The organism is Andreprevotia chitinilytica DSM 18519, from assembly GCF_000711875.1.
In the GTDB taxonomy this organism is placed as follows: Bacteria; Pseudomonadota; Gammaproteobacteria; order Burkholderiales; family Chitinibacteraceae; genus Andreprevotia; species Andreprevotia chitinilytica.
In genome coordinates this window covers 22,833-47,979 of sequence record NZ_JONM01000006.1, presented here as the reverse complement: position 1 = coordinate 47,979, position 25,147 = coordinate 22,833, and the positions used below count along the sequence as shown (strand labels likewise).

Genomic DNA, 25,147 nt, shown 5'->3' with positions numbered 1-25,147 from the left:
TCGCGGTACATGCCAACACCATACCGTGGGTGAAATTCCCCTCGCCAGCACTTACACTGTCAACATCGGAAAGGGGGCAGTGAATGGGCAATGACGACAGCTGGGCCGCGCTCGCATGGGGGATCGCCGCCATGGGCTGGCTGGTAGCGCTGGTGTTGGGCGTGGCGTGGCAGCGGGCACGGCAGCGTAAGGCTGCCCCTGTCGACGGCAATGTCGACCTCCTGACCGGCTTGCCGCTGCGTCCGATTTTTCTGGAACAAGCCGGGCGCGAGGTCAATCGCGCCCAGCGCGCCGGTCACGTGCTCTCTGCCCTGTTGGTCGATATCGACCATATGCGCAAACTGAACGAACAATATGGCACCCATGCTGGCGATCTGGTGTTGCGCCACGTGGCCGATGCCTGCCGCAGCTGCGTGCGTGATTTCGATCTGCTCGGGCGCTTCTCCGGCGAGGAAATCGCCCTGGTACTGCCCGACACGCCGCTCGATGGCGCGATCACCGTCGCCGACCGCATCGCCGCCCGCGTGGCATCGAATCTGGTGCATCTGGAGGACGGCCGCGATATCGCCGTCTCCGTCACCGTGGGCCATGCCACGATCCAGAACGAATCCGACACCATCGAGGATTTGCTGCTGGCCGCCGATGCGAATGTGGGCTTGGTGAATACCTGAAACCCAGCCGTCTCCGCCCCTCTCCCTCGCGTGCAAGGCTTTGCCTTGCTCAGCTATAAGTGTGAGAGGGGAGAAATCTTCGAAGCGGTATAATGGCAGCCCCGTTTCCAGCCGTCCCGTAGGCAAGTTTATGAAAATCGTCCGCGTCATCGAAGTCTGGGACAAAGGCATGGATGGCGGCTTTATCGGCCATCTGCCCCTCGCTGATACCGTCTCGCCGCAATTCCTCTACGACTTGTTCAAGCACGAGCAGGACAAGCCCGACCCCGATATGAAATTGTCCTACATGCTGGACGCGCCCCGCGTCGCCCTGCTGCAGCCGTACGTGGCCGAGCAGATGGATGTGGCGCAGTTTGATTACATTCTCACTGCGTTTGGGGTGCCGGATTATTGATTCGACGCCATCAATGCCATAGAAAACGGGCAGCTCAAGCTGCCCGTTTTCTATGGCGCCCCCGTAGCCCGGACGACTTGCCGGCCCGGGGCAACATCGCATCAAGACCACACATGCCAAGGCCACCGGCGCACTTGTAGGAGCGAGCTTGCTCGCGATGAGCACGGCCGAAATGCCAGAGCAATCGCGAGCAAGCTCGCTCCTACAATATTTTCCAACATAGTCCTCATCACCCCCAATCCCGCTGCGCCAGCAGCGCCGCCACCCAATCCACGAACACCCGCACCCGTGGCGCGAGGTAGCGCTGATGGCCGTAGAGCACCGATACCGGCAGCGCTGGCGGTCGCCAGTCCGGCATGACTTCTTCCAGCTCCCCGCTCGCCAATTGCGCCTCGATTCCGCTCTTCGGCGCCTGGATCAAACCCAACCCGGCCACGCAGCTTGCGATATACGCTTCGGTGCTGCTCACCGAGATCAAGCCACGCATGCGAATCGCCCGTGGCTTGCCGTCTTCGCTGTACTCCCAATCCAGATCGCGGCCGGTGCGGTTGGAGAAAAAATTCACGGCCAGATGCTGCGCCAGATCAGCTGGTGATTGCGGCCGGCCGTAGCGATCCAGATAGCCGCGTGCCCCGCAATTGATCTGCGGCAGCACGCCGATGCGGCGGGCGATCACGCTGGAATCCCGCAGCGGGCCGACGCGCACCACGCAATCAATCCCCTCCTCGATCAGATCGACCAGCCGATCGGTAGCGGACAAACGCAGCTGGATGCCGGGGTACTGGGCGCAGAACTCCGGTAGCGCCGGAATCACCACCGTGCGCGCCAGCCGTTCCGGCAGATCGACCCGCACTACACCTTGCGGCGCGGCCAGCGTGCCGGGGAACAGCGCCTCGGTCGCATCCAGATCAGCCAGCAACCGCGTGCAGTGTTCGTGATAGACGGTGCCCTCTGGCGAGAGCGTGACCTTGCGCGTGGTGCGGTGAAACAAGCGCACGCCAAGATGTTTTTCGAGCTGCTGCACCGCATTGGTCACCGTGGCGCGCGGCGTATTCAGCTGCTCGGCTGCCAGGGTGAAGCTGCCGTGTTCGGCCACGCGGACAAAGACGCGCATTGCTTGCAGTTGATCCATGAAGCACCGAAGTTTGTTGGTTTATTTCGAATAATCATTTCGATTTTAGCGCGTATATCCACACCAATGATCAGCGCAGAATCCATTCCGTCGTCCTCATCCACGTTACGTTTGGAGCAAATCATGAATCAGCGCACTCTGGGCCGCACCGGCCCGCACGTTTCCGCCCTTGGCCTTGGCTGCATGGGCATGTCCGATCTGTACGGCCCGGCCGACGAAGCGGAAAGCATCGCCACCATCCACGCCGCGCTCGATGCCGGCATCACCTTGCTCGATACCGGTGATTTCTACGGCATGGGCCACAACGAAATGCTGATCCGCGAAGCGCTCAAGGGCCGCAATCGCGACCAAGTGCAGCTAAGCGTGAAATTCGGCGCGCTGCGCGATGCCGGCGGCAACTGGCTCGGCATGGATGGCCGGCCGGCCGCGGTGAAGAGCGCCCTCGCCTACACGCTGCGCCGTCTGGGCACCGATCACATCGACGTCTATCGCCTCGCCCGGCTCGACCCGAACGTGCCGATCGAAGACACCATCGGCGCGATGGCCGACATGGTGCAGGCCGGCTATGTGCGGCACATCGGGCTGTCGGAAGTCGGCGCAGCCACCATCCGCCGCGCCGCCGCTGTCCACCCGATCAGCGATCTGCAGATCGAGTACTCGCTGATCTCGCGTGGCATCGAGACCGAGATCCTGCCGACCACCCGTGAACTGGGTATCGGCATAACCGCCTACGGGGTGTTGTCACGGGGTTTGATCAGCGGCCACTGGTCGGCCGACCGCAAGACGGCAGTCGGCGACTTCCGCAACTTCAGCCCGCGTTTTGGTGCGGACAATCTGGCGCAGAATCTGGCGCTGGTCGAGACACTGCGCGAAGTAGCCACCGGACTGGGTGCATCGGTCGCGCAGGTGGCGATTGCCTGGGTGCTGTCGCGCGGCCATGACATCGTGCCGCTGGTCGGCGCCCGCAAACGTGATCGTCTGGCTGAGGCCTTGGGCGCAACCGCCTTGCAGCTCTCCACCACCGACCTCGCCCGGATCGAGGAAGCGGTGCCGGCCAGCGCCGTAGCGGGTGAGCGTTATAACGCCATGCAGATGGCGCATCTGGATAGCGAAGGCGGGCATTGAGACAAGGGGATTGTAGTGCGCAATCCCCGCAGGGCATTGCGCCGCACCCGTTGGGGATTCGCCCAAATACGGCGCGATGCCCTGCGGGGATTGCGCCCTACGATCGACCGGTTTATGCGCCTTTGAGCACCAGCGGCAACCCGGCCGCCACGAAGACCACCTTGCCGCAGACCTTCGCCACGGCCTGATTCAAGCGTCCGGCCTCATCGACGAATATGCGGTTGATCGCGCCAAGCGGCACGATGCCCAGGCCGACTTCATTGCTCACCAGCACCACCTCGCCAGTTGCTTGCTCCAGCGCCTGCAACAGCGCCAACCGCTCGCGTTCGAATACAGCGGGCAGTGGGAAGACGCCCTGCTCGGGCAGGTCGGCACAGTCGCCGAACAACACATTGGTCAGCCATAAGGTCAGGCAATCCACCAGCACCAGCGTATCCGCCGCGGCATGGCGCAGGATTGCTTCGCCCAATGCGATGGGCTCTTCGACCGTGATCCAGTCCGCTGGCCGGTCGGCCCGATGGCGGGCGATGCGTTCGGCCATTTCGGCATCCAGCGCGGACGCGGTGGCGATCACCACCACGCGCCGGCCGGATTCTCGGGCGAGCTGTTCGGCCAAGGCGCTTTTGCCGGAGCGTGCGCCGCCGAGGATGAGGGTATGGGTCATCGGGGGAATTCCTGCAGATCCAGCAAAGTGACACTGCCGAAGGCGATCGGGTATTGCAGCGACTCCGCCACGCTCCAGCCATTGGTCTGCGCGAGCAGAGTGCGAATCACGCCGGCGTGCGTCACGGCGACGACGGCTTGTGCCGCTCCGACCTGCTCCTGCGCCCAAGCGCCAATGCGCGCCTGCAAGTCGACCACGCCCTCTCCGCCATGGCACTCACCGGTGTAATCGCTGGCAATCCACTGATCCAGCGCGGCCGGGCCGATGTCGTTCCAGCACATGCCCTCCCAACGGCCGAAATCGAGTTCGAGCAAGCGCGCATCGAAGATCGGCTGAGGATGGAGGGCTTCGGCCAGCAAGCGGCAACGTTGCAGGGGGCTGGAGTAGCAGGTGAACGCGGCTGGCAACTGGGCGCAGATCGCGGCGAGTGTCGTCGCGACCGGCTCGGCCAGCGGCAAGTCGAGCCGGCCGTAACAGATACTTGGCTCGACCAGCGGTTGCGGATGGCGGATCAGGTAAAGCGCCATGCCGCGAAGGTGAGGTAGATGGCGAGTTCGGCCAGTTGCTGCGCCATGCCGAGCGTATCGCCGGTATAGCCGCCGATGCGATGCACCAGATAACGGGCGATCAGGACGCGCAGCAGGATGAGGATGCCCAACACCGCCACGCTGGCTTGCCAGTTGAAGACGATGCCAAAGGCCAACAAAGGCGCAAGGCCGAACACTGCGGCGACGAGCAAATCCACACCACCCAATCGCGTCGCCACCGGTTTGGCCTTGCCGGCCGGGCGGACATAATCGAGCGTCGCCAGCAAGCTCACGGCGATGAAGCGGCTGGCGGTGTGGGCGGTGATCATAGCTGCAGCGATCAAGCCACGCGGCAAGGCGGCCAGCGTTTCCAGCTTGAGGAGAAAGGCGAGGATCAATGCAATCGCGCCAAAACTACCGATGCGCGAGTCGTGCATGATCTCCAGCACTTTGTCGCGGGTGTAACCGCCGCCAAAACCATCGACCGCATCCGCCAGGCCGTCTTCATGGAATGCGCCGGTGACGCACACGCTGGCGATCAGGCTGAGCACCAGCGCCACGCGGAGCGGAAAAACCTGACTCGCCGCCAGCCAGACGCCGGCAGCCAACGCGCCGACGATCAGACCAATCAGCGGGAAGTACTTCGCGGCCCGCTCCAGATCATCCGCCTGATATCCCACCCACGCTGGAATCGGGATGCGGGTGAAGTAGGCCAGCGCGACCAACAGCGACCGCAACCAGCCCTTGAACAGATCAGCCATCGCGGTCGGAAACGCCCGCCGACTCGAACGATGCCATTTCGTTGAGTAGTGCCACGGCAGCGGTTACCAACGGGAATGCCAGCGCCGCACCGCTGCCTTCGCCCAGGCGCAAGCCGAGATCAAGCAAGGGTTCGCCGTCGAGCATCCAGATCAGGCGGCGGTGGGCGTTTTCATCGGAACAGTGGCTGAACACGCAGTAGTCGAGCACGGCCGGGTTGATCTGGCTGGCGACCAGCAAGGCGCTGGTGGCGATGAAACCATCGACCAGCAACAGCATGCGTTGGGCCGCGCCGGCAAGGTAGGCGCCGGCCATCATGGCAATTTCAAAACCGCCAAACGCAGCCAGTACATCCAGCGGGCTACGCGCATCCGGATGACGGATGAGAACCCGTTCCAGAATCTCGATCTTGCGGGCAAGGCCGGCATCGTCCAGCCCGGTGCCACGCCCGGCGCAGTGCGCAATCGGCTGGCCGGTGAGGCGGGCCATGATCAGCGCGGCGGCGGAGGTATTGCCGATGCCCATTTCGCCCAAGCCCAGCACGGTGCAACCGGCGGCGGCGAGGTCGTCGACGATGGCTGCGCCGGTTTCCAGTGCCTGCTGCACCTGTGCCGACGTCATCGCGGCGGCTTCAAGACTGTTCGCCGTGCCGCGTGCCACCGGGCGGTCGATCAAGAGCGGGTGCGGGGCAAATTCAAAATTCACGCCGGCGTTCACCACTTTGAGATCCAGCCCGTTCACCCGGCTTAGCACGCTGATCGCTGCGCCACCCGCCAGAAAGTTGAGCACCATCTGCGGCGTGACTTCGGACGGATACGGGCTGACCCCCGCCCGCGCCAGACCATGATCACCGGCGAAAACCAGCATCGTCGGGTTGACGATCTGCGGATCGAGCCGCTGCTGGATCAGGCCAAGCTGCCTGGCGAGGTCTTCGATACGGCCCAGACTGCCGACCGGTTTGGTCTTGCGATCCAGCTTGTGCTGCAACGAAGCAGCAAGATCTTTGGAGAGCGGCGGGATGGAGATGTTCATGGCATACCCATTAGCGAGGATTGCAGGATGATACGCGGCCTTTCGGCAAATGAAACGGCCGACGAAACGCCCCCTGAAACAAGGTCCGAAATGGCGTGTGCGAGATGACAAAACCAACACATAAAACGCCAGCCGGCAGCGCGAACTTTCGCAATCGCGTCATTTAGCGTTAAGGTGAATCGGCGTCTACTTGAATCACTTCGGTAGCGCTGCATGAAGCGCTGAATAAGAACGAGAAGAGAAGAGGACACCGTTGAGCCGCTCGCCGCTGCTGATCGATTTGCATCTTCGCCGTCTGCGCCAGGGCGCAACCCACGTCGCCCCGCAACGCCTGGCCGCCGCGGATGCCCTGCTGGCGGAAGCGCAAGTACATGCATACGGTCACGGCATTGCCGAAGCGCAGCTGCTGCGGGCGCAAGCCTTGTGGGCGGCGATGCGCTACGACGAAGGGCTCAAGGTCGTCCGGCAGGCGGCTCGCGCGGCCCAACACGAAGGCGCGCTGGATTTGTTGGCCGAATCCCAGCACGTGACCGCCCAACTCCACACCGCCCGTGGCGACACTCTCGCCGCCTTCGCCGCCTGGAGCAAAAGCCTGGAGCTGAGCCTGATCACCGGTCAGGACGAACTCGGCATCGAGGCACTGATCGGCATCGGCAATCTGTGGATGCTGCATCAGCAATTCGACGACGCCCAAACCTTCCACAAACTCGCCATGCAACAGGCGCAGCGACTGCAGCTGCCCTTGCTGGCCGGCAAGGCGGCCATCTGCCTCGGCCGGGCGCAGGTCGAAACCGGACAATATGAAGCCGCCGTCGAAACGCTGACCGGCGCGGAAACCCTGCTGGCCTTGATCGGCGATGCGACCTGGCTGGCCGAGGTGCACGACTACCGCTCACGGGCGTGGCTGGAACTTGGCGATGTTGCCCGCGCTACCGACGAATGCACGGCGGCATGGTTGCTGGTGTGCGATGACGAATTGCTCGGCTGGGCGCAAACGCTGACCTTGTTGCAGCAAGCCCGCATCGCCCTGACGGTGGCCGCGCAAGATAGCGCGGCATTGAGCGAGGCCGAAGCCGCGCTCGACCACGCCCGCCATATCGCCGCCCGTTTCGAGCTGATCGACTTTCAGACCCAGATTGCCGCCGACTGGGCGCAACTGGCCGAGCAGCAACAGGACTGGAAACGCGCCCTGGCCGAGTTCAAGACCTATCGCGAACTGAATCTGGCGGCCATGCGCCGTTATCAACGCGCGGGCGACCGTGACGTGGCATCGAGCAAGCTGGCCCGGCTCAAACGGGAAATCGATCGCCTGATCAACCGGATGCTCTCCGCCCCGGCCTTGAACACGGCCAGTGCATCGGGCGAGCGGCCGCTGCTGGTCGAGCGGCATGTCTGGCAGCAGCGCCTGCAGCACGTTGCCGCGATGGAAAGCGATTTCGGTTTGTGCCTGATCCAGTTCGATGGCTTGGGCGACGACCCTGCAACCACCAGCCCGCACCTGGAACGCAGCCGGATGCTCTGGCTGGCCAGCCTCGTGCGCGAAGATGATCTGCTGACCGAATTCGCCACCGGCCTCTACATCCTGCTGCTGCGGCCCGCGCCGGCCGGTTGGCTCGACCGGATCGCCAGCGCTATCCAGCAGTTGCATGCCGCCTCACCGTGGGAAAGCAGCAAGTGCCGGATCGGGGTCGTTCAGGGCGCACGCGGCCTCGCCATCGATGCCCTGCTCGCCTGTGCGCAGGCGGCCTTGGTCACCACCCCCGTCCCGGAATCCGAAGGCCGCCATGCCTGCCCCTGACGCATTCGAAGCCCTACTGACCCGCGCCAGCGAAGCACTGGCGCGGCGCGAACCGCAAGAAGCGCTCCGCAACGCCATCGCGGCCGAAACGCACACCCGCCGCACCGGCTCGCCCAGTGAACGGCTCAACGCCCTCTCGCTCAAGGCTGCAGCTGAAGACCAACTCGGCCAGAACGAAGCGTCGATTACCACCTTGCACGAGGCGCTGGTGCTGGCCACCACCCGCCATTTGCCCACCGATCGCCTGCGGGTGCTGAGCAATCTGGCGGATCGGCTGTACACCGTCGGCCGTTACCGCGAAGCGCTGGCGTATTGGGTGGAGTGCATCGAGCTGGCGATGGAGCTGGGCGACATCGCCGCATATGTGCGCGCCTTCGCCTTTATCGGCGGCATTTTCGACGCCGCCGGCGATCGCGAACGCGCACTGCATCACCACGAGCGGGCACTGGCCTATAGCAGTGCACTGGTCGACGCCGAGCTCTACATCAACATCCGGCTGTTTCTGGCGGCGGACTATGTCTATCTGGGCCGCTACCACGAGGCGCTGGAAATCCTCGATGAAGCCGACCGGATGATTTCGGCGCAGGGCATCGACATCCTGCAGGCGGAAACCTGTCTGTATCGCGGCCAGTCGCTGATCATGCTCGGCCAGGTCGAGGCCGGCATGGTCTGCTTGCGCGAAGGCACGCGGGCGGCGCAAATCACGCATCACGCCTGGGCGCATGTGATGTGCTTGATGCGGCTCGGCCAGGCACACTGGCGAAGCGGCGACGGACAACACGCCGAGCAGGTGCTACGCAGCGCCCGGGCACTGGCCGAGGAAAGCCAGATCCGCCTGCAACTGTGCGAAGTGCTGGACACGCTCGCCGCCGTCTACGAAGCCACGCAACGCCCTCGCGAGGCACTGGCTGCATTGCGCGCATCGCACACGGTGGAAGCCGAACTGATGCGCCACACGCCGCTGCTAGCGCTCGACAAGGCGGCGCTCAAGCGATTGGACAAGCTCGATACCCGGCTCAAGCTGGAGCTATCGCGCCAGGAAAACCTGCGGCTCAAAGAAGCGCAGACCAGCCAGGACAAACTGCTGCACCGGCTGCATATCGAGGCGTACGAAGACGCACTGACCGGTCTGGCCAACCGACGCTGGCTCGACGGCCAACTGGCCAGTCGGCTAACGAATTGGCAAGGCGACCCGCCGTGTTCGCTGCTGGTGCTCGACATCGACCACTTCAAAGCCATCAACGACGATTTCTCTCACTTGGTGGGCGATGCGGTACTGGCGCAAGTCAGCGAGCTGCTCCGCCAGACCTGCCGCGGTCAGGACACGCCGGTACGGTTCGGCGGCGAGGAATTCCTGGTGCTGCTGGAAGGCTTGCGACTGGTGGAGGCATGGCCGGTGGCGGAGCGGATCAGGCAGCGCGTCGAACGGCATGATTGGTCGCCGCTGCTGGGTAAGCGGGGGCTGACGCTGTCGGCCGGCGTTTCCGAAGCGACGCTGGGCGACACGCCAGCCAGCTTGATTGCGCGTGCGGACGAGGCGCTGTATCGGGCCAAGGGGCTGGGGCGGAATCGGGTGGAGTTGTCGGTGACGCCGGATAGTCTGTAGTTGGGAGTTCGCCACCCGTTGAGGCTACGGGTTTTATTCCCTCGCCCTCGCGTGCAAGGCTTTGGCCTTACTCAGCTATTAGTGGGAGAGGGTTAGGGAGAGGGCCGTGAAAAGGGCGCGGACCGTGGTAGTGCCCTCACCCCCGGCCCCTCTCCCGTACACGGGCGAGGGGAGACAAGTCCGGCTCAGTGTAACTTGAACCATTGCAGCATCAAGTAGCGTCACCCTCTCCTTCAAGAAGAGGGTCGGGGAGTAGATGGTCTGCCCCCCCTTTCAAAAGCGCCCCGCCAGCCAGTCCGGCACGGGGGTTTCGGGGATCGAGTGTTTGAGGGCCTTGGCCCGAGTTTTCGATTCCCGCCCGTGACGGGCTGGCTGGCGGGGGAATCTGGCGCTTGCGCCAGACGCTTTTGCAGGGTCGCCTTTGGGGTGGAGGGGGCCCAAAGGAATATGTACAGCCCGAGACAAAGTCCCTTCCCCGTCCGCGCGGCGGAACGCGCTGTAAAGCCTTTACCCGCGCCAACGGCGCTTAACCTCTACGCCCATAGCATTCACGCAAGCGGCGCTCCACGGCCGGCAAAGCCGTCCGGGCTACGGGGCACGACATGAATCCCCCTCATACCATCCTGCACCCGTTGCGGATGAAGCCCCCGCGCCATCGGTGATAACATCGGGGCCTTCATTCCAAACTCGGCCTGCACCATGAACGCGCGTACTTTCAGCTTCGAATTCTTCCCGCCCAAGACGCAAGAAGGCGCGGAGAAGCTGCGCAATACGCGCCGGCAACTGGCGCAGTTCAAGCCGGAATTCTTCTCGGTCACCTTCGGCGCCGGCGGCACCACGCAGGAAGGCACGCTGAACGCGGTGCTGGAAATCCGCCAGGAAGGCTTCGCCGCCGCGCCACACCTGTCGTGCATCGGCAGCACCCGCGCCAATATCGCCGAAATCCTGCAGCGCTACCGCGATCACGGCATTCGCCATATCGTGGCGCTGCGTGGCGATATTCCGTCCGGCATGGTCGACGTGGGCGATTTCCGTTATGCCAACGAACTCGTATCGTTCATCCGCGAAACACACGGTGACTGGTTCCAGATCGAAGTGGCGGCCTACCCGGAATTCCACCCGCAGGCCCAGAACGCCGAAGCGGACCTGCGTAACTTCGTGAACAAGGTCAATGCCGGTGCCGATGCGGCGATCACGCAGTATTTCTTCAACGCGGATGCTTACTTCCGCTTCGTCGACGAGGTACAGGCACGCGGCGTGAATATCCCGATCGTGCCGGGCATCATGCCGATCCAGAACTTCACCCAGCTGGCGCGCTTTTCCGACATGTGCGGTGCGGAGATTCCGCGTTGGCTGCGGCTGCGGCTGCAATCGTTCGGCGATGATTCGGCCTCGATCCGCGCCTTTGGTCTCGATTTCGTCACTGAGTTGTGCGACCGCTTGCTGCAGAACGATGCGCCGGGCCTGCACTTCTATACGCTGAACGCGGCGGGTGCGGTGTCGACGGTGTGGCAGCGTTTGGGGCTTTGATTGGGGATTGATCGGGGGGGGTGACGCAATCACCGCCAGAAACGGCAGCCAACAAAAAACCGGCCATCAAGCCGGTTTTTTGTTGGGTAACGTAGGGACCGTCAATCAATACCCACCTCAATACGCTCCGTTGCCACCCATATAAGGCACAACGCGGCTGGTGCGGCCATCATCCAGCACGTCGACACGCTGGCCGACCGAGAACGCAATGTCGGCTTCCTGCACCACGACCAGGCGCGAACCATTGTCGAGCTTGACGGTGATCTCAAGTGCTTTCTTGGCCGTCGTGGATTTTTCGATCTGGTTACCGATCAGGCCACCGGCAATCGCGCCCAACACGCCGCTCACGATCTGGCCGGTGCCACCACCGATATTCTGGCTGGCCACCACACCACCGAGCACGCCACCGGCTACGCCGCCGATACCGGTCGAATCTTCCATTTTCACTTCGCGCACGTTTTGCACCACGCCGGAACGAGCGGTCGCGGCGCGACGCATTTCGTTCTTGGAATACACGTTGGCGGAGTCGCTGGCGCAGCCTGCCAACAAAGCGCCGGCCATGACGGCGGCCATCAGGCTGGTTAATTTCATGGTATTGCTCCAGAGAAAACGATAGGGATGCTGCGATCCTACGCGTGCCGCATTACATGCGCTGTAACTTAATTCACATCAACGTCATACCGCGCGCCGGCGATACCAGCCGGTGAGCGACCAGCGCTCACGCTTGGCCGGCAGAACTTCATGCTCGAACCGATCCGACATGAACACCACCAGCTTGCCGGCTTCCGGCCGGATATCGCGGTGGGTGCCGTCATCCAGATACAGCCTTAATTCGCCACCGTGCTCGTCGCGCCAATCCGGGTTCAGGTACAGCACGACGGTGATCACCCGGGTGTCTTGATTGCGATGCTGGTCTATGTGGCGGGCATAAAAACTGCCTTCCGGGTAGACCGCTAAATGACATTCGAGTTCGGCCAGCCCGAGGAAAAGCGCCTGGTTGAGCACGGCACGCAACTCTTCGAGGCGGTGCCACGCCAGCGAGTCGGCACCGTCTTCCTTATCAAGCCACAGCACTTCGTCGCTACGGATTGCGGCGTTGAGCTGATGCAGCCCGGCACGACCGATGCCGGCGCGGCTGAAATCATCACGCCGCGCCTTGGCGTGCGTGAGCAAGGCATCCGCCTCGCGTTCAGACAGAAAGCCGGGTATTTCCACCCAACCCGGGTCGACCAAGGCATCGGCAATAGCATCTAGAGAAACCACGCGATTACTCCTTTAAATGGATTCGGCCCAAGGTTCGACCCGGTATTGCGTCCGAACGGTCATTTGCCACTTTATTTGCAACTTCAAGTTTCGTCTTTGGGCTCAACCGGTGCACGCGGCGGAACAAAGAATGCGGTTGGCTGCTTGAAGAAGCGACGCAATAGCTTACCTACCAATGGCCGCGTTGCGCTGAACGTTAGTCGGCGGGCGCGCAATGCCACCCAGAGTGCCAGACCGAAGCTCACCGCGAGATTGGTCAAACCAACCAGCGCAATACCCAGCAGCGTCATCGCCACCACTTGCCAATTCAGGGCGAAGTTATAGCTGACTTCAGCGTAGGACAGATAAGCCGAAGAGAAAGTGATATGACGGATATCAATCGGCAAGCCGAGCAATACGCCAATGGTGCCAATCACCCCCAGCATCATGCCGAAATAGAAATTCCCCGCCAATGCGCCCAGATTGCTTTCGATATAGCGCGCAATACGGCGCGTGCGGGATTCACCAAATACCTTATTCAGCAGCGGCAAAGCAGCAATACGTTGCGGAATCTGGTTATAGATTGCCTTGTTGTCGTAATAGCCTGAAATCAAACCGGACAAGAACAGGCAAACGCCGGCAATGGCGGCATGGAAGATCGCCAGGCTGGCAATCGGCGACGTGTCGTGCAGCAGATGATCGGCCTTGGCCATATCGATCACCGGTTCGCCAAAGCTGTATTTCCACGCCAGTGCAATCGCCAGCGCCACCGGAATGGCCAGCAGCACATTCCCAAGGATCGCCACGAACTGGGTACGGAATACCTTGACGATCAGATCGGCCAGATCATCCAGATTGACCGACTTCTTGCCGATCTTGCTGCCCTGGTGAATCGATTCGGCAATCTTGGCCGCCGTCATCGCCGGCTGCTTGGTCGCCACCGTGTAATGCAGCACATGGATCAGCATGAAGCCGAACGCGTAGTTCAGGCCGAACGCCAGCGCTTCGAGCAGCAACGGCAAATGCGCTTTGCCGATCAGGAGTTTGAACAGCGCCATGAAACCGACGATGACCCCGGCACCGGCAGCCGACTTGAACATGCTGATCCACTCACTGCGGTTTTCGGCGATGTAATGCTCGCCGGTGTGGCTGGCGTGTTCAGTCACTTGCAGCGCCAGCAACTCGGTGTTTTCGGCGAAGACGTCACGGATTGCGTACTTGCGGTTTTCCGCGCGCACCAGCACCAGCGCGCTATCGACGATCAGATCGGCTTTTTCCGGGGCCGGCGCCGGGTCGATCATCAACAGCAGCGTGCGCAGGCGTTCGATGTGCTGGCGGATGCGCAACAGGTGGTAGGTCAGGCTGACCGAGATACCGGTCTTGTGGGCGGACTTGCGCACGCGGGCGACGATGTCTTCACATTGATCGAGCAGCACCAGAATCGGTTTGACGTCCTCATCCGGTAGGCGCTTTTCGATCATGTCGCGCCGATAGCCTTCGATATAGGCCAGCGCTTCGACGTTCTGGCGCACGAAGGGCGATTCGAAGCGGTCGCCGTCCGGATGATTGAGGACGATTTCCGGCTCCAGCCCGATGGCGGAAAGCCGGCAGGACAACACCTGCACCGCTTCCAGCACCTGCAAACGGGTGAGGTTGATGCTGTCCTGATCGGTTTCCTCGCCGAAATGCAACGCACGGCCGAGGTCGAACCAGACTTCGCGCGGCACGCTTTCCAGCCAGACGTAATCATCCTTGCGGTAAAAAATCGCGCCAAAGACGTCCTTGAGCGAGGCCGGGTCGAACACCGGTGGCAACAGCCGGTGGCCGATACGCTTCATCAACGCGGAGAAGAATGTCTCGTTCGACAGCACGCCGCTGTCGGTATAGAGCCGCACCTGCTTGCGGGTCGACACCAGATGCAGCAAATGGCGGCGCACGGCGGCCCGGTACTCCTCGTGCGCTTCCAGCAAGTAGGCCAGCGCCTGCACGCTATTGGTGGCGGCTTGTTCGTCGTCGATATGGCGCGGGCGCATACCGTCGACCAGTTCGCGCAACAAGGTAAACGATTGGTCGTTGCCAGCAGCGGTCATGACACGCAGCGTGTTTTCCATTGAGTCTCCCGTATTCGAGGTCATGCGCGTACCGCTGCCAGCAGCCGGCCGACCATCCGTTCGGCTTGGCTGGCATAGCCGCCGCCGAACAGGTTCACGTGATTGAGCACGTGGTAGAGGTTGTAAAGATCGCGCCGGAGCGCATAGCCGCCATCGAGCGGCCACGCCGCGCGATAAGCCGCCTGGAATCGAGGGCCGAAACCGCCAAAAAGTTCGGTCATGGCCAGATCGGTTTCGCGGTCGCCGTAGTAACACGCCGGATCGAACAGCACTGGCGTGCCGTCGGCCAACCCGGCTGCGTTGCCACCCCACAGATCGCCATGCAACAACGAGGGCTGCGGTGTGTAGCCGGCAAAGAATAACGGCAAGGCGTCGATCAACTTGGTTGCTTCGTCGAAGCGGAAACCGTTGCGTGCCGCAAGTTCGACCTGTGGTTGCAAGCGGCGCTCGCGCCAGAACGTGATCCAGTCATCCAGCCAGCCGTTGGCCTGCGGCGTGCTGCCGATGGTGTTGTCTTCCGGCCAGCCGAATTGCTTTGCGGTGAGGCGATGCACGGCGGCGAGTTGTTCGCCCAGCTGCGCTTCATCGGCCCGACCGTCCAGATCCAGCCATTCCAGCAACAGCCACGCATGGTCGTCGTCGACGCCATATGTGATCGGCTTGGGGACGCGGATAACGGCCGCCAACGCAGCCAGACCGCGTGCTTCGGCGGCAAACATGTCGAGCCGATCAGTGCGATTGAGCTTGATGAAGAAGCGGCCGACGCTGGTGTGCAGCCGGTAAGCGACGTTGATGTCCCCACCCGATACCGGCATGGCGTCGTGCACGGTCACTGTCACGCCAAGCTGGCGCGACAACGCATCAGCCACGGTTTGCCAGCGAGTTGGAGGAGAGTGAATCATGCCGCAAGCATGCCGCAAGGCACAAAATGCGTCGAGGCAACAATGCCATCGACGGCCGGTGCAATAGCGATGCCCGTTCCGCACAGGCTGGGGCCATGTCCCCGCGGATCGGAAAAATCCGAATCCGGGTCAGCCCGTAGCCCGGACGGCTACGAGGTTGCCGAAATCAACGCAGTCTCAGGGCATCCAGCTGGCGAGGATGCGCTGATAGCTGCCGTCGGCATGCATGCTCTGTAGCGCTTTGTTGAATGCCGCGATCAGCGCGACGGATTCCGGGCGGCTGCGAGGCGCGATCAGGTAGGTGGTGTCGGTGCCGACGACTTCCGGCAAGGTGCGCACCACATCGGCCCGGCCCAAGGCCAGGCGGGCCGTGTCCCAGCCCGCCATCTCGTTGACAGGCACCAGATCGACCCGGCCGGCACGCAACATCAGCATGCAGTTGGGCAAGTCGGGCGGGCGCTCCAGACGCAAGCTGGCCTGCGTGATCAGCGCCTGGCTCTGCACAAGATCCCAGCCTGCCGGTATGCAGGCGACGCGGCCGGTCAGATCCGCTTGATGCTTCACTGGCGAATCCCGCGCCACGAAAATGGCGATGTGATCGACGATCAGCGGATCGGAATAGAGAAAATCGAGCTCCCGCTCGGCGTTGCGTGCCCACGGAAAGCTGCCTTCGAAATCACCGCGTTTGCTTTCCTCATAGGCCCGTCGCCAGGGCAGAAAGGTGAGGGCGGCAGGCCGCCCCATACGGCGGAAGGCTTCGGTCACGATCTCGCTGGATATGCCTTTCGCCCGCAACGACGCGCTGACATACGGGATAAATTCCCCGGTAGCCAGCTGCGCCGGCTGACCGCTCCATGCCAAGCCCGACGCCAGCGCCATGGGGCCAAGGATCAGCCCGCCAAGACGCATCCACCCGTGTTTCATCCAATCCATTCGTCCGCCGCAGAGAAAACGCCGTAGCGATCGCTACGACGCCATCCCGTTGTAGCGGTTGCAGGGGGGTGAGTTCAAGCCGTTGGCATGCGATGCTATTTGGCGGGTGTAGCGGCAGTGGCCGATGGATCGGTCACAAAACCGATGCGCGCCAGACCATCACGTTGTGCCATCGCCATCGTCTGCGCGATCAGCTCGTAGCGGGTGTTGCGGTCGGCGGCGAGGTGCAGCTCCGGCTGTGGCTGCTGGGTGGCGGCGGATTTCATTCTGACCTCCAGCCTGGCCTCGTCGATCTTCGCGCCATCCAGCCAGCGCTGGCCGGCCGCATCAATCGACACCAGCAAGGCCGCTGGCTTCTTCTGATCCGGTGGCGTAGCAGCAGCGCGCGGCAGATCGAGCTTCACCTGGTTGGCGAGCACCGGCATGGTGATCATGAAGATGATCAGCAGCACCAGCATGACGTCCACCAGCGGCGTCATGTTGATCTCGTTCATCACGTCATCGCCGCTGTCGTCGAGCGTTCCGAAAGCCATGTCAACGAGCCCCGACGATGTTGAGCTGCGGCACGGGCGACGATGCAGTGTTGCTGCCGACCCGCGCACCGGTCACGAAGTAGGCATGCAAATCGTGGGCAAACCGGTTGAGCTGAGCCAGCACCGCCTTATTGCCGCGAGTGAGCGCGTTGTAACCCAGCACGGCCGGAATGGCGACGGCGAGACCGAAGGCGGTCATGATCAGCGCCTCGCCCACCGGGCCAGCCACTTTGTCGATACCGGCCTGACCGGATACGCCAATGCTGACCAGCGCGTGATAGATGCCCCAGACCGTGCCGAACAGGCCTACGAACGGCGCAGTCGAGCCGACTGAAGCCAGGATTGCCATGCCGGACGACATCACCTGCGATGCGTCATCAATGGCGCGGCGCAGATTGCTCGTCACCCAATCGCTCACGTTCAACGCACCGTGCAAGTCGGACTTGTTCTGCGCGTGGTGCGCCACCGATTCCGCGCCCTCTTCGGCCAGGCTGCGGAACGGGTTATCGAGCTTGGTATCGCCCAAGGTAGCAAGGCCGGCAGCGAAATCGCGCTGGTGCCAGAAATCATGTGCGGCGGAGCGGGCCTGACGACGCAACTTGACCAAGCGCCATGCCTTGAGCGCGATCACGCACCACGATGCGATCGACATCAGCAGCAACAAGGCGGCCACACCACGCGTGACGAAATCGCCCTGCACCCACAACGCAGCGATGCCAAAGGGGTTGTTATCCATTTCGGTTTTGTCCGGCGAAAGAGGTTTATGTTAAATGATAATGGTTATCATAAACAACTTAGCCATGACGTCTGCCGGCCCACGTAGTACGGGTTAGCCGTCAGGCGTCACCCGCAAACTCCACGGCCGTCCACACCCTGCCTCGCGCGGGTCAAAATTGACCGGGCCTACGGTGCAACTCCCGCAACAGCACCTGCACCGGATGATCCAACCGCACGCCGTCCACCAGCGCCGCCTGGCAGCGGCAGGAATAGCCGGTCGCCAGCAGCCGGCCCGGTTCCGCCCCGGCGACTTGCGCGGCCCAGCTCAAGCGGTAGATGTGCTCGGACATGGCGCGGTGTTCCGCCTCATGGCCATAAGTGCCGGCCATACCGCAGCAGCCGACGGCGCGGATTTCCAGCGCCAGCCCCGATGCCGTGAACACCCGCTGCCAGTCTTGCGCCGCACCGGGCACAGCGGTCTGTTCGGTGCAATGCGACAGCAGCGCATAATGCTGGCCGCCGCCGCTGCGCGCAGGCCGTCCGGCAAGCAATGGAGCCAACCATTCCTGCACCAATTGCACCTTGGGTGCCACGCCCGGCCCCAGCGCTTTCACATATTCGGCGCGGTAGGTCAGCGTGATGGCCGGCTCCAGCCCGATCAGCGGGATGCCGCTGGCCGCCAGTGCTTGCAAGCCAGCTGCGTTGCGATGGGCCACTTTGGCAAATTGCGGCAGAAAGCCATGCACGTGCAGCGGTTTGCCGTTGGCCGCGAACGGGGCCAACAGTGGTGTAAAACCCAGTTCGCTCAGTAGCGCGAGCAAATCCAGCACCAGCGATGTTTCAAAGAAGGTGGTGAAGGCGTCCTGCACCACGATAACGGACTGGGCACGCTGCGCATCGTCCAGCGCGGCCAGCGCATCCGGCGTTGCAAGCGCAAAACCGCTGCCAGCCGCCGCTTCGGCCAGATCGATGCCGGACAAGCGCGGCGTAGCCACCAGCCCCACCTGCCGCAGCAGGCCAGCTGCGCCGCCTGCCAGTGCGTTGTAGGGGCCCGGCATACGCGCCATCCACGGCAGCATGCTCTCCAGCCCGCCCACAAGATGATCCCGCAGCGGCCGCAAATAGCGGCTGTGGTACAGCGCTAGGAAACGGGCACGGAATTCCGGCACATCCACCCGGACGGGGCATTGGCTGGCGCAGGCCTTGCAGCCCAAGCAGCCCTGCATGGCCTCCATCACCTCATGTGAAAAATCCGCCTCGCCCCCACGCTGTGCCAGTGTGTTGCGCAGGCGTTGCGGCCAGTCCTGCCAGCGCGGCGGGGCATGCAGTTCCGCCAGCGGATCGACGCCGGCCTGCGCCAATTGGCGCAGCCATTCCCGCAGCAACGACGCACGTCCCTTGGGCGAATGCCGGCGCTCCCGCGTGCCTTTCCAAGACGGGCACATGGCGTCGTCCGGGTCGAAGTTGTAGCAAGCGCCGTTGCCGTTGCAATGCAGCGCTTCGTCGAAATCCTGCCGTACTGCGAGGGGGATGATGCGATCGTGCTGGCCGCGGGTCGGCACGCCATCGATCTGCCATAAATCCTGCCCCGGCGGCGCGGCGATCTTGCCGGGATTGAGCTGGTTGTAGGGATCGAACGCGGCCTTGATCTGTTGCAACAAGGGATAAAGCGGCCCGAAGAACGCCGGCGCGTATTCGGAGCGCACCCCCTTGCCGTGCTCGCCCCACAGCAGGCCGTGGTATTTGCGGGTGAGCGCCACCACGCCATCGCTGATCACGCGCACCAGCTTTTCCTGTGCCGGATCGGTCATGTCCAGCGCCGGACGCACGTGCAGCACACCAGCATCGACATGGCCGAACATGCCGTACCGCAGCCCATGCCCATCCAGCAGTGCGCGGAATTCGGCGATGTAATCAGCCAGATGCTCCGGCGGCACAGCGGTGTCTTCCACGAAGGGAACCGGCCGCGCCTCGCCTTGCATGTTCGCTAGCAGCCCGACGGCCTTCTTGCGCATGCCCCAGATGCGCCCGACCGCCGCGCCATGCGCCACGGTGTAGCCACGGCGGCCATTCGCGTCCCGGCCCCCTTGTAGACTGGTTTGCAGGGCGGCCTCGACGCGGGCCAGCTGCTGCGCAAGTTCCTCCTCGCTGTCGGCCAGGAACTCGACCAGATTGATACCCTGCGCCGGCTCGGCATCGTCCGGGAAGAACTCGCGTATGCCATGCCAGACGATGTTCTGACGGGCCAACGCCAGCACGGTCGAATCGATGGTTTCGATCGAGCCAGCCTGCAAGGCCATCAGCGCCGGTGCATCGCGCAAGGCCGCGTCGAAACTGGCATAGCGCACATTCACGAGCGCACTGCAGTTGGGGATCGGCAACACATTCAGCCACGCTTCCGTCACCAATCCCAGCGTGCCCTCCGCGCCGCACAGGATCGCGTTCAGATCGAAGCGGCCGGCGGCATCGCGGATATGCGCGAGATCGTAGCCGGTCAGGCAGCGATTGAGCCGGGGAAAGCGCTCGGCGATCAGCGCTACGTGCTCACGCTCGATATCGTCCAACAGGCGGTGCACCGCGCCGACCCGATCGTCACGCTGGCGAAGCTGCGCCAGTTCCGTAGCTTCCAGCGGCGTGGATTGCCACACCGTACCGTCCAGCAACACCGTGGTCAGCGCCAGCACGTGATCGCGGGTCTTGCCATACAGGCACGAGCCCTGCCCGCTGGCATCGGTATTGATCATGCCGCCGAGGGTGGCGCGGTTGGAGGTGGAGAGTTCCGGCGCAAAAAACAGCCCGTATGGGGCAAGCGCGGCATTGAGCTGATCCTTGACCACGCCCGCCTGCACCCGTGCTCGCCGTCCGGCCGGATCGATTTCCAGAATGCGGTTCATGTGCCGCGAGACATCGACAATCACGCCGTGCCCGAGCGACTGCCCATTGGTGCCCGTACCACCGCCGCGCGGGTTGAGCGTGAGCGCGCGAAAACGCGGCTCGGCCAGCAAATGCACGAGCCGCACCACGTCGTCGCTATCACGGGGAAAGACCACCAGATGCGGCTGTACCTGATAGATGGAGTTGTCGGTCGCCAGCACCGTACGATCCGCCTGCGAGGCACTGATCTCGCCAGCAAAACCGCACAACCGCAGCTGCGCCGCCAGCTCGAGGTAGCGGGAATCGGTAACGGGCTGCGGGGCAAGGCGGGGAATCATGAGGTACGTTCCCTGCAGGTGAACGATCCAGAGGCTTGTTTTAGTTGTAGCCCGGCCAGGCGAGTGCCGTGCACGCGCTTGCAGCGTGGCCCGAACGCTGCAAAACAAAAAGCCCGTCCCCCAAGGTCAGAGAACGGGCTTTCATGGTGCTGCAACTACATGGAGATCAGATCAGGCCGCCAGCTTCGCCGCCGCATCACGCAATGCAGTGCGCAAGCCTTCTTCCACCACCGGGTGATAGAACGGCATCTCCAGCATCTGCGCGACGCTCAAGCCTTGCTGCACCGACCAAGCCAACGTGTGGGCGATGTTCTCGGCACGCGGGCCGGTCCATTCGGCGCCGAGGAAGCGGCCGGTTTCGCTATCCGCATACACGTGCATCAGGCCCCGGTTCTTCAGCATCACGCGGCTGCGGCCCTGGTCTTCGAAGCTCACTTCACCGGTCACGAACGTCCCCGGTTTGAGATCTGCGAACCGCTTGCCGACCATCGCGATTTGCGGATCGCTGAACACTACGCCGATCGGCGCGCGGCGCAGGCCGGGCTTCACGTTCGGGTAGTTGGCGGCGTTCTCGCCCGCGGTTTTGCCTTCGTCGGCCGCTTCATGCAGCAACGGCAGGATGTTGTTGGCGTCGCCAGCGATGAAAACCGGCGATTTGCCGCATTGCAGGGTGGTCGCATCAAACACCGGCACGCCACGCGCATCGAGTTCCAAGCCGGTATTTTCCAGCCCCAGATTGGCCACGTTCGGGCGACGACCGGTCGCGGCCAACACGTAGTCGAAACGCTCGGTCACGGTTTCGCCAGCGAGGTTCACGTAGGTGATGACCGCTTCATCGCCATCCCGCGCCATGTGTTCGATCTTGGCATGCGGATCAAGGTAAAACTCGCTCTGAAACGCAGCCTTGGCGTAGTCGCGAATGGCCGGATCGGACAGCGGCCCAACCGAATTACCGTGGCCGAACATCCGCACATGCACGCCAAGACGGGACAACGCCTGACCGAGTTCGAGGCCGATCACGCCGGGGCCGAACACCGCCACGCGGCGCGGCAGGGTATCCCACGCAAAGACGTCGTCGTTGATGATCAGGCGGTCGCCGAACACCTTGAACGGCTCGGGAATCGACGGGCTGGAGCCGGTCGCGATCACCACGCGGCTGGCGTGTACGGTGATATCGCCCACTTGCAGCGTGGTGTTATCGGCAAAACGGGCTTGGCCGACGAGCTTGTCCTCAGCCGGAATGTTCTCGACACCGCGCACCACGAAACCAACGAAACGATCCCGCTCGCGCTTCACGCGATCCATCACTTCGCGGCCATCGATACGGATATCGCCATCGACATGCACGCCGAATGGGGCGGTATGGCGCAGCTCGTGCGCGGCTTCGGCGGCGGCGATCAGCAGTTTGGACGGCATGCAGCCAACGCGGGCGCAAGTGGTGCCGTAGGGGCCGCTTTCGATCACCACGGCGGATTTGCCAGCAGCCTTGGCGGCGCGATACGCAGCCAGCCCGGCGGTGCCAGCGCCAATGACAGCAACATCAATGTGGATCGTGTTCATGGTGGGTACTCCAATATTGTTATCTCCCCTTGCGTAAGGGGGTTACGGGGATCACTACGCCAACGGGATCACCATTGGCGCATCCCTCGTTGCCCCCTTTTATTCAGGGGGCAACGCACATCACTTGAAACAAGTTGTTATCTGTTCCCTCTCACTCGCGTGCAAGGCTTCAGCCTTGCTCAGCTAATTAGTGGGAAAGGGCCAGGAAGAGGGTGCTTGCTAAGGTCGATGCAATTGGCACTCCCCTCACCCCCGGCCCCTCTCCCGCAAGCGGGCGAGGGGAGCAAGATCACTTCGCCAGGAACTTCTCAAGTTGCTCGTGGCCGCCGATCAGCTTGCCGTTGATGAACACTTGCGGCGCAGTCATCACGCCACCGGACACAGCGCCCAGTACCTTGCCGCGCACCTTGTTGTCCAGCGGCACATCGGCGTAGTCGTAACCGTGTTCGGTCAGCAGGGCCTTGGCCTTGGCGCAGAACTGGCAGCCGACCTTGGAGAACACGACGACCTGATCCGGCTTCTTGGCGGTCGGGTTGATGTAGTCGAGCATGGTGTCGGCATCGGACACTTCAAACGGGTCGCCTTCTTTCACCGGCTCGATGAACATCTTCTCGACCACGCCATCCTTCACCAACATGGAATAGCGCCAGCTGCGCTTGCCGAAGCCCAAGTCGGATTTGTCGACCAGCAGGCCCATGCCATCGGTGAATTCACCGTTGCCATCCGGCACCATGACGATGTTGGCGGCTTCCTGATCCTTGGCCCATTCGTTCATTACGAAGGTGTCGTTGACCGACACGCACAGGATGGAATCAACGCCGTTCTTGGCGAATGCCGGCGCGAGTTCGTTGTAGCGCGGCAGATGGGTGGACGAACACGTCGGGGTAAATGCACCCGGCAGCGAGAACAGCACAACCGTCTTGCCCTTGAACAGGTCGTCGGTGGTGACGTTCTTCCACTCATTGTTGACGCGGGTGCGGAAAGTGACGTTCGGTACGCGTTGGCCTTCACGATTCTGGAACATGGTGGATCTCCTTGGTCTGACACTGAATTTGGGGGCTGCATCGCAGCGACAGACGAAGTATCCCGAATACCGATCAATTGTTCTAATTGATTGTTACGACGATTTTAGTAAAAAAATACTATTGATCGGGACTAGCGGCAAAGGTCGGTAACGCACCGCAACACGCCGTTCATCCAGTACGCCACGACAAGCGCTAGAATCCGCCGCAGCTGCCCATATGTCATGCGCGTATGGTTCATCACGAATCATGTCCAAGGAGATTGCGATGTTTCGTTCTGCCCGAGCGCTGGTGCTCATTACGCTGTGTTCGGCAACCTTGTGTCTGGCTGCGCCCAGCGAACAACAAGTCAAGGATGCGGTCAGCAAGGGCGATTACCAGCACGCCCAGACCATGATGCAAGAGGCGGTCAGCGCGCACCCCGAGTCAGCCAAAGCGCACTACATCTATGCCGAAATCCTGGCGCACAACGGCCAGATGGGCCAAGCGGCGACGGAAGCGGCCAAAGCGAAGCAGATCGATCCGCAGATCCACTTCACCAATCCGGAAAAATTCGGCCAATTCGAGGCCCTGCTGGCAGCGGCACAACACCGCAACAACGCGCCGGCGCAAGTCGTGCGTGCCCCGGACGAGCAAGCACACTCGTCCGGCTTCCCGATATGGCTGGTGATTGCCTTGCTGGTCGGCGGTGCCATCTTGCTGGCGGTCATCTTCAACCGCCGCAATAACGCAACGGTGATGCCGGTCGGCGGTGGAATGGGCGGTGGCTATTCCGGTGGGGGCTACTCCGGCTACGCAGGAGGTGGCGGCGGTGGCACGACCATCATCAACAATGGCAGCGGCGGCAGTGGGGCCGGCGCGGCCATCGCCGGGGCTGCAGGTGGTTTCGCCGCCGGCATGCTGGTGGAAGAGATGCTGGATCATCGCCGCAACGAATCTTCTTATGCCCAGCCGCCCCGCTATACCGAAGCGCCCAATGCCCCGGCCGGCAACGACTACGCGACCCAACAGCTGGAAACCCAGCCCGTCGATTTCGGCAATGGTCCGGATTGGGGGAGCAACGACAGCAGCAGCGATAGCGGTGGTGGTGTCGACATGGGCAACAACGATAGCTGGTAACTAGCCAGCCCCCGCCCGCAGGCTGCGCCCGTATGCAACGCGTGCGTGGCCTGCTCCGTATTTGAGTGGGGTTGATGCGTGGGGTTGATCGAATCAGCCCCCGGCGATACGCGGTGCAATGCCGCTTGCCGATCTTGCCAACACCACTCAGTGCGCCGGGCTGGTCGCAACCTCCAACGCGGTCAGCCAGACCAGCGCCGCCTCCCGATCCGCTCCGCACATCTCCGCCGAAGGTTGCAGCCCGCCACACACCGCCGGGCGACGCGGGTCGCCGAAGATGGCGCACATCAAATCATCAGTTAGTTGTACGCATGGCACACCTGCCGGCTTACCGTCGGGCATGCCCGGAATCGGGCTGGAGATCGATGGGGCGATACAGCAGGCGGCGCAACGTGGGCGGCAGGAGAGGGATAAATCAGACATGGCCCGGATTGGAACCCGCACCCCGCCTTGCAAGCAAGCCCAGCCCGCTTTGTCCCGACTGCCGGTAGAACGGAATGCCATTTGGATGTAGACACAGCCCCAAGTTGTAGTAAGCTCGCCGCTTACAACGAAACC

At 62.7% G+C, this 25,147-nt stretch carries 22 protein-coding genes and 3 pseudogenes; 7 read left to right on the top strand and 18 right to left on the bottom strand.

Annotation, left to right across the window (positions count from 1 at the left end; genetic code table 11):
* The first annotated feature begins 83 nt into the window (after positions 1–83).
* Together BR41_RS09560 and BR41_RS09555 are read left to right on the top strand one after the other, a co-directional pair.
* Positions 84–671, top strand: a complete 588-nt coding sequence (locus tag BR41_RS09560; RefSeq protein WP_051710595.1) for a GGDEF domain-containing protein — start codon at positions 84–86, stop codon at positions 669–671.
* Between the two features lie 130 nt (positions 672–801).
* Positions 802–1,065, top strand: coding sequence for a hypothetical protein (locus tag BR41_RS09555; protein WP_035055709.1), 264 nt, complete (start codon positions 802–804; stop codon positions 1,063–1,065).
* A gap of 229 nt (positions 1,066–1,294) precedes the next feature.
* Here BR41_RS09555 and BR41_RS09550 read toward each other — a convergent pair whose 3' ends face one another.
* Complete coding sequence (locus BR41_RS09550; protein ID WP_035055707.1) at positions 1,295–2,197, bottom strand: LysR family transcriptional regulator; 903 nt, start codon at positions 2,195–2,197, stop codon at positions 1,295–1,297.
* Between the two features lie 123 nt (positions 2,198–2,320).
* On the opposite strand from BR41_RS09550, the gene BR41_RS09545 reads away from it, so the two are divergent.
* A complete protein-coding gene (locus tag BR41_RS09545) occupies positions 2,321–3,322 on the top strand; it encodes an aldo/keto reductase (RefSeq protein ID WP_035055705.1) in 1,002 nt (333 codons plus the stop codon).
* Positions 3,323–3,434: 112 nt separating this feature from the next.
* Here BR41_RS09545 and cobU read toward each other — a convergent pair whose 3' ends face one another.
* Genes cobU through cobT form a run of 4 tightly spaced genes read right to left on the bottom strand, consistent with a single transcriptional unit; the run spans position 3,435 to position 6,304 of the window.
* The gene (gene cobU / locus BR41_RS09540) at positions 3,435–3,986 is read right to left on the bottom strand and encodes a bifunctional adenosylcobinamide kinase/adenosylcobinamide-phosphate guanylyltransferase (RefSeq protein WP_035055703.1); all 552 of its coding nucleotides are present in this window, start codon (positions 3,984–3,986) and stop codon (positions 3,435–3,437) included.
* Positions 3,983–4,513: a histidine phosphatase family protein gene (locus tag BR41_RS09535; protein ID WP_035055702.1), complete on the bottom strand. Its 531-nt coding sequence runs from the start codon at positions 4,511–4,513 to the stop codon at positions 3,983–3,985. Before BR41_RS09535 ends, cobU begins: the two co-directional genes overlap by 4 nt.
* Complete coding sequence (locus tag BR41_RS09530; RefSeq protein ID WP_035055700.1) at positions 4,498–5,274, bottom strand: adenosylcobinamide-GDP ribazoletransferase; 777 nt, start codon at positions 5,272–5,274, stop codon at positions 4,498–4,500. Before BR41_RS09530 ends, BR41_RS09535 begins: the two co-directional genes overlap by 16 nt.
* Positions 5,267–6,304: a nicotinate-nucleotide--dimethylbenzimidazole phosphoribosyltransferase gene (gene cobT / locus BR41_RS09525; RefSeq protein WP_035055699.1), complete on the bottom strand. Its 1,038-nt coding sequence runs from the start codon at positions 6,302–6,304 to the stop codon at positions 5,267–5,269. Before cobT ends, BR41_RS09530 begins: the two co-directional genes overlap by 8 nt.
* A gap of 253 nt (positions 6,305–6,557) precedes the next feature.
* Between cobT and BR41_RS24620 the strand changes: the two genes are divergently transcribed.
* The 3 genes from BR41_RS24620 to metF all read left to right on the top strand — a co-directional run bounded on the left by BR41_RS24620 (position 6,558) and on the right by metF (position 11,238).
* Positions 6,558–8,102 (top strand): hypothetical protein, encoded by a 1,545-nt coding sequence (locus tag BR41_RS24620; protein WP_035055697.1) that lies wholly within the window; start codon positions 6,558–6,560, stop codon positions 8,100–8,102.
* Complete coding sequence (locus tag BR41_RS09515) at positions 8,089–9,708, top strand: diguanylate cyclase (protein WP_035055695.1); 1,620 nt, start codon at positions 8,089–8,091, stop codon at positions 9,706–9,708. The genes BR41_RS24620 and BR41_RS09515 overlap by 14 nt, the downstream gene beginning before the upstream one ends.
* Before the next feature lie 699 nt (positions 9,709–10,407).
* Positions 10,408–11,238, top strand: a complete 831-nt coding sequence (metF, locus tag BR41_RS09510; protein WP_035055693.1) for a methylenetetrahydrofolate reductase [NAD(P)H] — start codon at positions 10,408–10,410, stop codon at positions 11,236–11,238.
* A 117-nt stretch (positions 11,239–11,355) separates the two neighbouring features.
* Here the strand turns inward: metF and BR41_RS09505 are convergent, their stop codons facing one another.
* The 12 genes and pseudogenes from BR41_RS09505 to BR41_RS09460 form a co-directional block, all read right to left on the bottom strand.
* Positions 11,356–11,829, bottom strand: coding sequence for an outer membrane lipoprotein (locus tag BR41_RS09505; RefSeq protein WP_051710593.1), 474 nt, complete (start codon positions 11,827–11,829; stop codon positions 11,356–11,358).
* An 84-nt stretch (positions 11,830–11,913) separates the two neighbouring features.
* On the bottom strand, positions 11,914–12,501 hold the full coding sequence (locus BR41_RS09500; protein ID WP_035055691.1) for a 2OG-Fe(II) oxygenase: 588 nt from the start codon (positions 12,499–12,501) through the stop codon (positions 11,914–11,916).
* A gap of 83 nt (positions 12,502–12,584) precedes the next feature.
* Complete coding sequence (locus BR41_RS09495; RefSeq protein ID WP_051710592.1) at positions 12,585–14,591, bottom strand: site-specific recombinase; 2,007 nt, start codon at positions 14,589–14,591, stop codon at positions 12,585–12,587.
* A 20-nt stretch (positions 14,592–14,611) separates the two neighbouring features.
* The gene (locus BR41_RS09490) at positions 14,612–15,493 is read right to left on the bottom strand and encodes a fructosamine kinase family protein (protein WP_035055687.1); all 882 of its coding nucleotides are present in this window, start codon (positions 15,491–15,493) and stop codon (positions 14,612–14,614) included.
* Positions 15,494–15,670: 177 nt separating this feature from the next.
* The gene (locus tag BR41_RS09485; RefSeq protein WP_169741278.1) at positions 15,671–16,417 is read right to left on the bottom strand and encodes a substrate-binding periplasmic protein; all 747 of its coding nucleotides are present in this window, start codon (positions 16,415–16,417) and stop codon (positions 15,671–15,673) included.
* A gap of 104 nt (positions 16,418–16,521) precedes the next feature.
* Positions 16,522–16,959 (bottom strand): ExbD/TolR family protein, encoded by a 438-nt coding sequence (locus BR41_RS09480; protein WP_035055683.1) that lies wholly within the window; start codon positions 16,957–16,959, stop codon positions 16,522–16,524.
* 1 nt (position 16,960) lies between these two features.
* The gene (locus BR41_RS09475; RefSeq protein ID WP_035055681.1) at positions 16,961–17,695 is read right to left on the bottom strand and encodes a MotA/TolQ/ExbB proton channel family protein; all 735 of its coding nucleotides are present in this window, start codon (positions 17,693–17,695) and stop codon (positions 16,961–16,963) included.
* A gap of 151 nt (positions 17,696–17,846) precedes the next feature.
* Positions 17,847–20,888: a D-2-hydroxyglutarate dehydrogenase YdiJ gene (gene ydiJ, locus BR41_RS09470; RefSeq protein ID WP_035055679.1), complete on the bottom strand. Its 3,042-nt coding sequence runs from the start codon at positions 20,886–20,888 to the stop codon at positions 17,847–17,849.
* 171 nt (positions 20,889–21,059) lie between these two features.
* Positions 21,060–22,448 carry a dihydrolipoyl dehydrogenase gene (locus tag BR41_RS09465; RefSeq protein WP_035055677.1) on the bottom strand — a complete coding sequence of 463 codons (1,389 nt, stop codon included), beginning with the start codon at positions 22,446–22,448 and terminating at the stop codon, positions 21,060–21,062.
* A 289-nt stretch (positions 22,449–22,737) separates the two neighbouring features.
* A pseudogene (locus BR41_RS25555) lies at positions 22,738–22,821 on the bottom strand (thioredoxin domain-containing protein); the annotation flags it as partial.
* Positions 22,804–22,923, bottom strand: a pseudogene (locus BR41_RS25550) (thioredoxin domain-containing protein); the annotation flags it as partial. The pseudogenes BR41_RS25555 and BR41_RS25550, both read right to left, overlap by 18 nt.
* A pseudogene (locus BR41_RS09460) lies at positions 22,899–23,472 on the bottom strand (glutathione peroxidase); the annotation flags it as partial. The pseudogenes BR41_RS09460 and BR41_RS25550, both read right to left, overlap by 25 nt.
* A 265-nt stretch (positions 23,473–23,737) precedes the next feature.
* Here BR41_RS09460 and BR41_RS09455 point away from each other — a divergent pair.
* Positions 23,738–24,589, top strand: coding sequence for a tetratricopeptide repeat protein (locus BR41_RS09455; protein WP_035055674.1), 852 nt, complete (start codon positions 23,738–23,740; stop codon positions 24,587–24,589).
* Positions 24,590–24,736: 147 nt separating this feature from the next.
* Here the strand turns inward: BR41_RS09455 and BR41_RS09450 are convergent, their stop codons facing one another.
* Complete coding sequence (locus tag BR41_RS09450; protein WP_035055672.1) at positions 24,737–25,012, bottom strand: YkgJ family cysteine cluster protein; 276 nt, start codon at positions 25,010–25,012, stop codon at positions 24,737–24,739.
* Positions 25,013–25,147: the final 135 nt, after the last annotated feature.

Coding starts and splice junctions, on each gene's coding strand:
- BR41_RS09455 (WP_035055674.1), top strand. CDS start 23,738: ATGTTTCGTTCTGCCCGAGCGCTGGTGCTCATTACGCTGTGTTCGGCA.
- BR41_RS09560 (WP_051710595.1), top strand. CDS start 84: ATGGGCAATGACGACAGCTGGGCCGCGCTCGCATGGGGGATCGCCGCC.
- BR41_RS09530 (WP_035055700.1), bottom strand. CDS start 5,274: ATGGCTGATCTGTTCAAGGGCTGGTTGCGGTCGCTGTTGGTCGCGCTG.
- BR41_RS09555 (WP_035055709.1), top strand. CDS start 802: ATGAAAATCGTCCGCGTCATCGAAGTCTGGGACAAAGGCATGGATGGC.
- BR41_RS09545 (WP_035055705.1), top strand. CDS start 2,321: ATGAATCAGCGCACTCTGGGCCGCACCGGCCCGCACGTTTCCGCCCTT.
- BR41_RS09485 (WP_169741278.1), bottom strand. CDS start 16,417: ATGAAACACGGGTGGATGCGTCTTGGCGGGCTGATCCTTGGCCCCATG.
- cobU (WP_035055703.1), bottom strand. CDS start 3,986: ATGACCCATACCCTCATCCTCGGCGGCGCACGCTCCGGCAAAAGCGCC.
- metF (WP_035055693.1), top strand. CDS start 10,408: ATGAACGCGCGTACTTTCAGCTTCGAATTCTTCCCGCCCAAGACGCAA.
- BR41_RS09475 (WP_035055681.1), bottom strand. CDS start 17,695: ATGGATAACAACCCCTTTGGCATCGCTGCGTTGTGGGTGCAGGGCGAT.
- BR41_RS09495 (WP_051710592.1), bottom strand. CDS start 14,591: ATGGAAAACACGCTGCGTGTCATGACCGCTGCTGGCAACGACCAATCG.
- BR41_RS09480 (WP_035055683.1), bottom strand. CDS start 16,959: ATGGCTTTCGGAACGCTCGACGACAGCGGCGATGACGTGATGAACGAG.
- BR41_RS09550 (WP_035055707.1), bottom strand. CDS start 2,197: ATGGATCAACTGCAAGCAATGCGCGTCTTTGTCCGCGTGGCCGAACAC.
- BR41_RS09515 (WP_035055695.1), top strand. CDS start 8,089: ATGCCTGCCCCTGACGCATTCGAAGCCCTACTGACCCGCGCCAGCGAA.
- cobT (WP_035055699.1), bottom strand. CDS start 6,304: ATGAACATCTCCATCCCGCCGCTCTCCAAAGATCTTGCTGCTTCGTTG.
- BR41_RS09450 (WP_035055672.1), bottom strand. CDS start 25,012: ATGTCTGATTTATCCCTCTCCTGCCGCCCACGTTGCGCCGCCTGCTGT.
- BR41_RS09505 (WP_051710593.1), bottom strand. CDS start 11,829: ATGAAATTAACCAGCCTGATGGCCGCCGTCATGGCCGGCGCTTTGTTG.
- ydiJ (WP_035055679.1), bottom strand. CDS start 20,888: ATGATTCCCCGCCTTGCCCCGCAGCCCGTTACCGATTCCCGCTACCTC.
- BR41_RS09490 (WP_035055687.1), bottom strand. CDS start 15,493: ATGATTCACTCTCCTCCAACTCGCTGGCAAACCGTGGCTGATGCGTTG.
- BR41_RS09535 (WP_035055702.1), bottom strand. CDS start 4,513: ATGGCGCTTTACCTGATCCGCCATCCGCAACCGCTGGTCGAGCCAAGT.
- BR41_RS09465 (WP_035055677.1), bottom strand. CDS start 22,448: ATGAACACGATCCACATTGATGTTGCTGTCATTGGCGCTGGCACCGCC.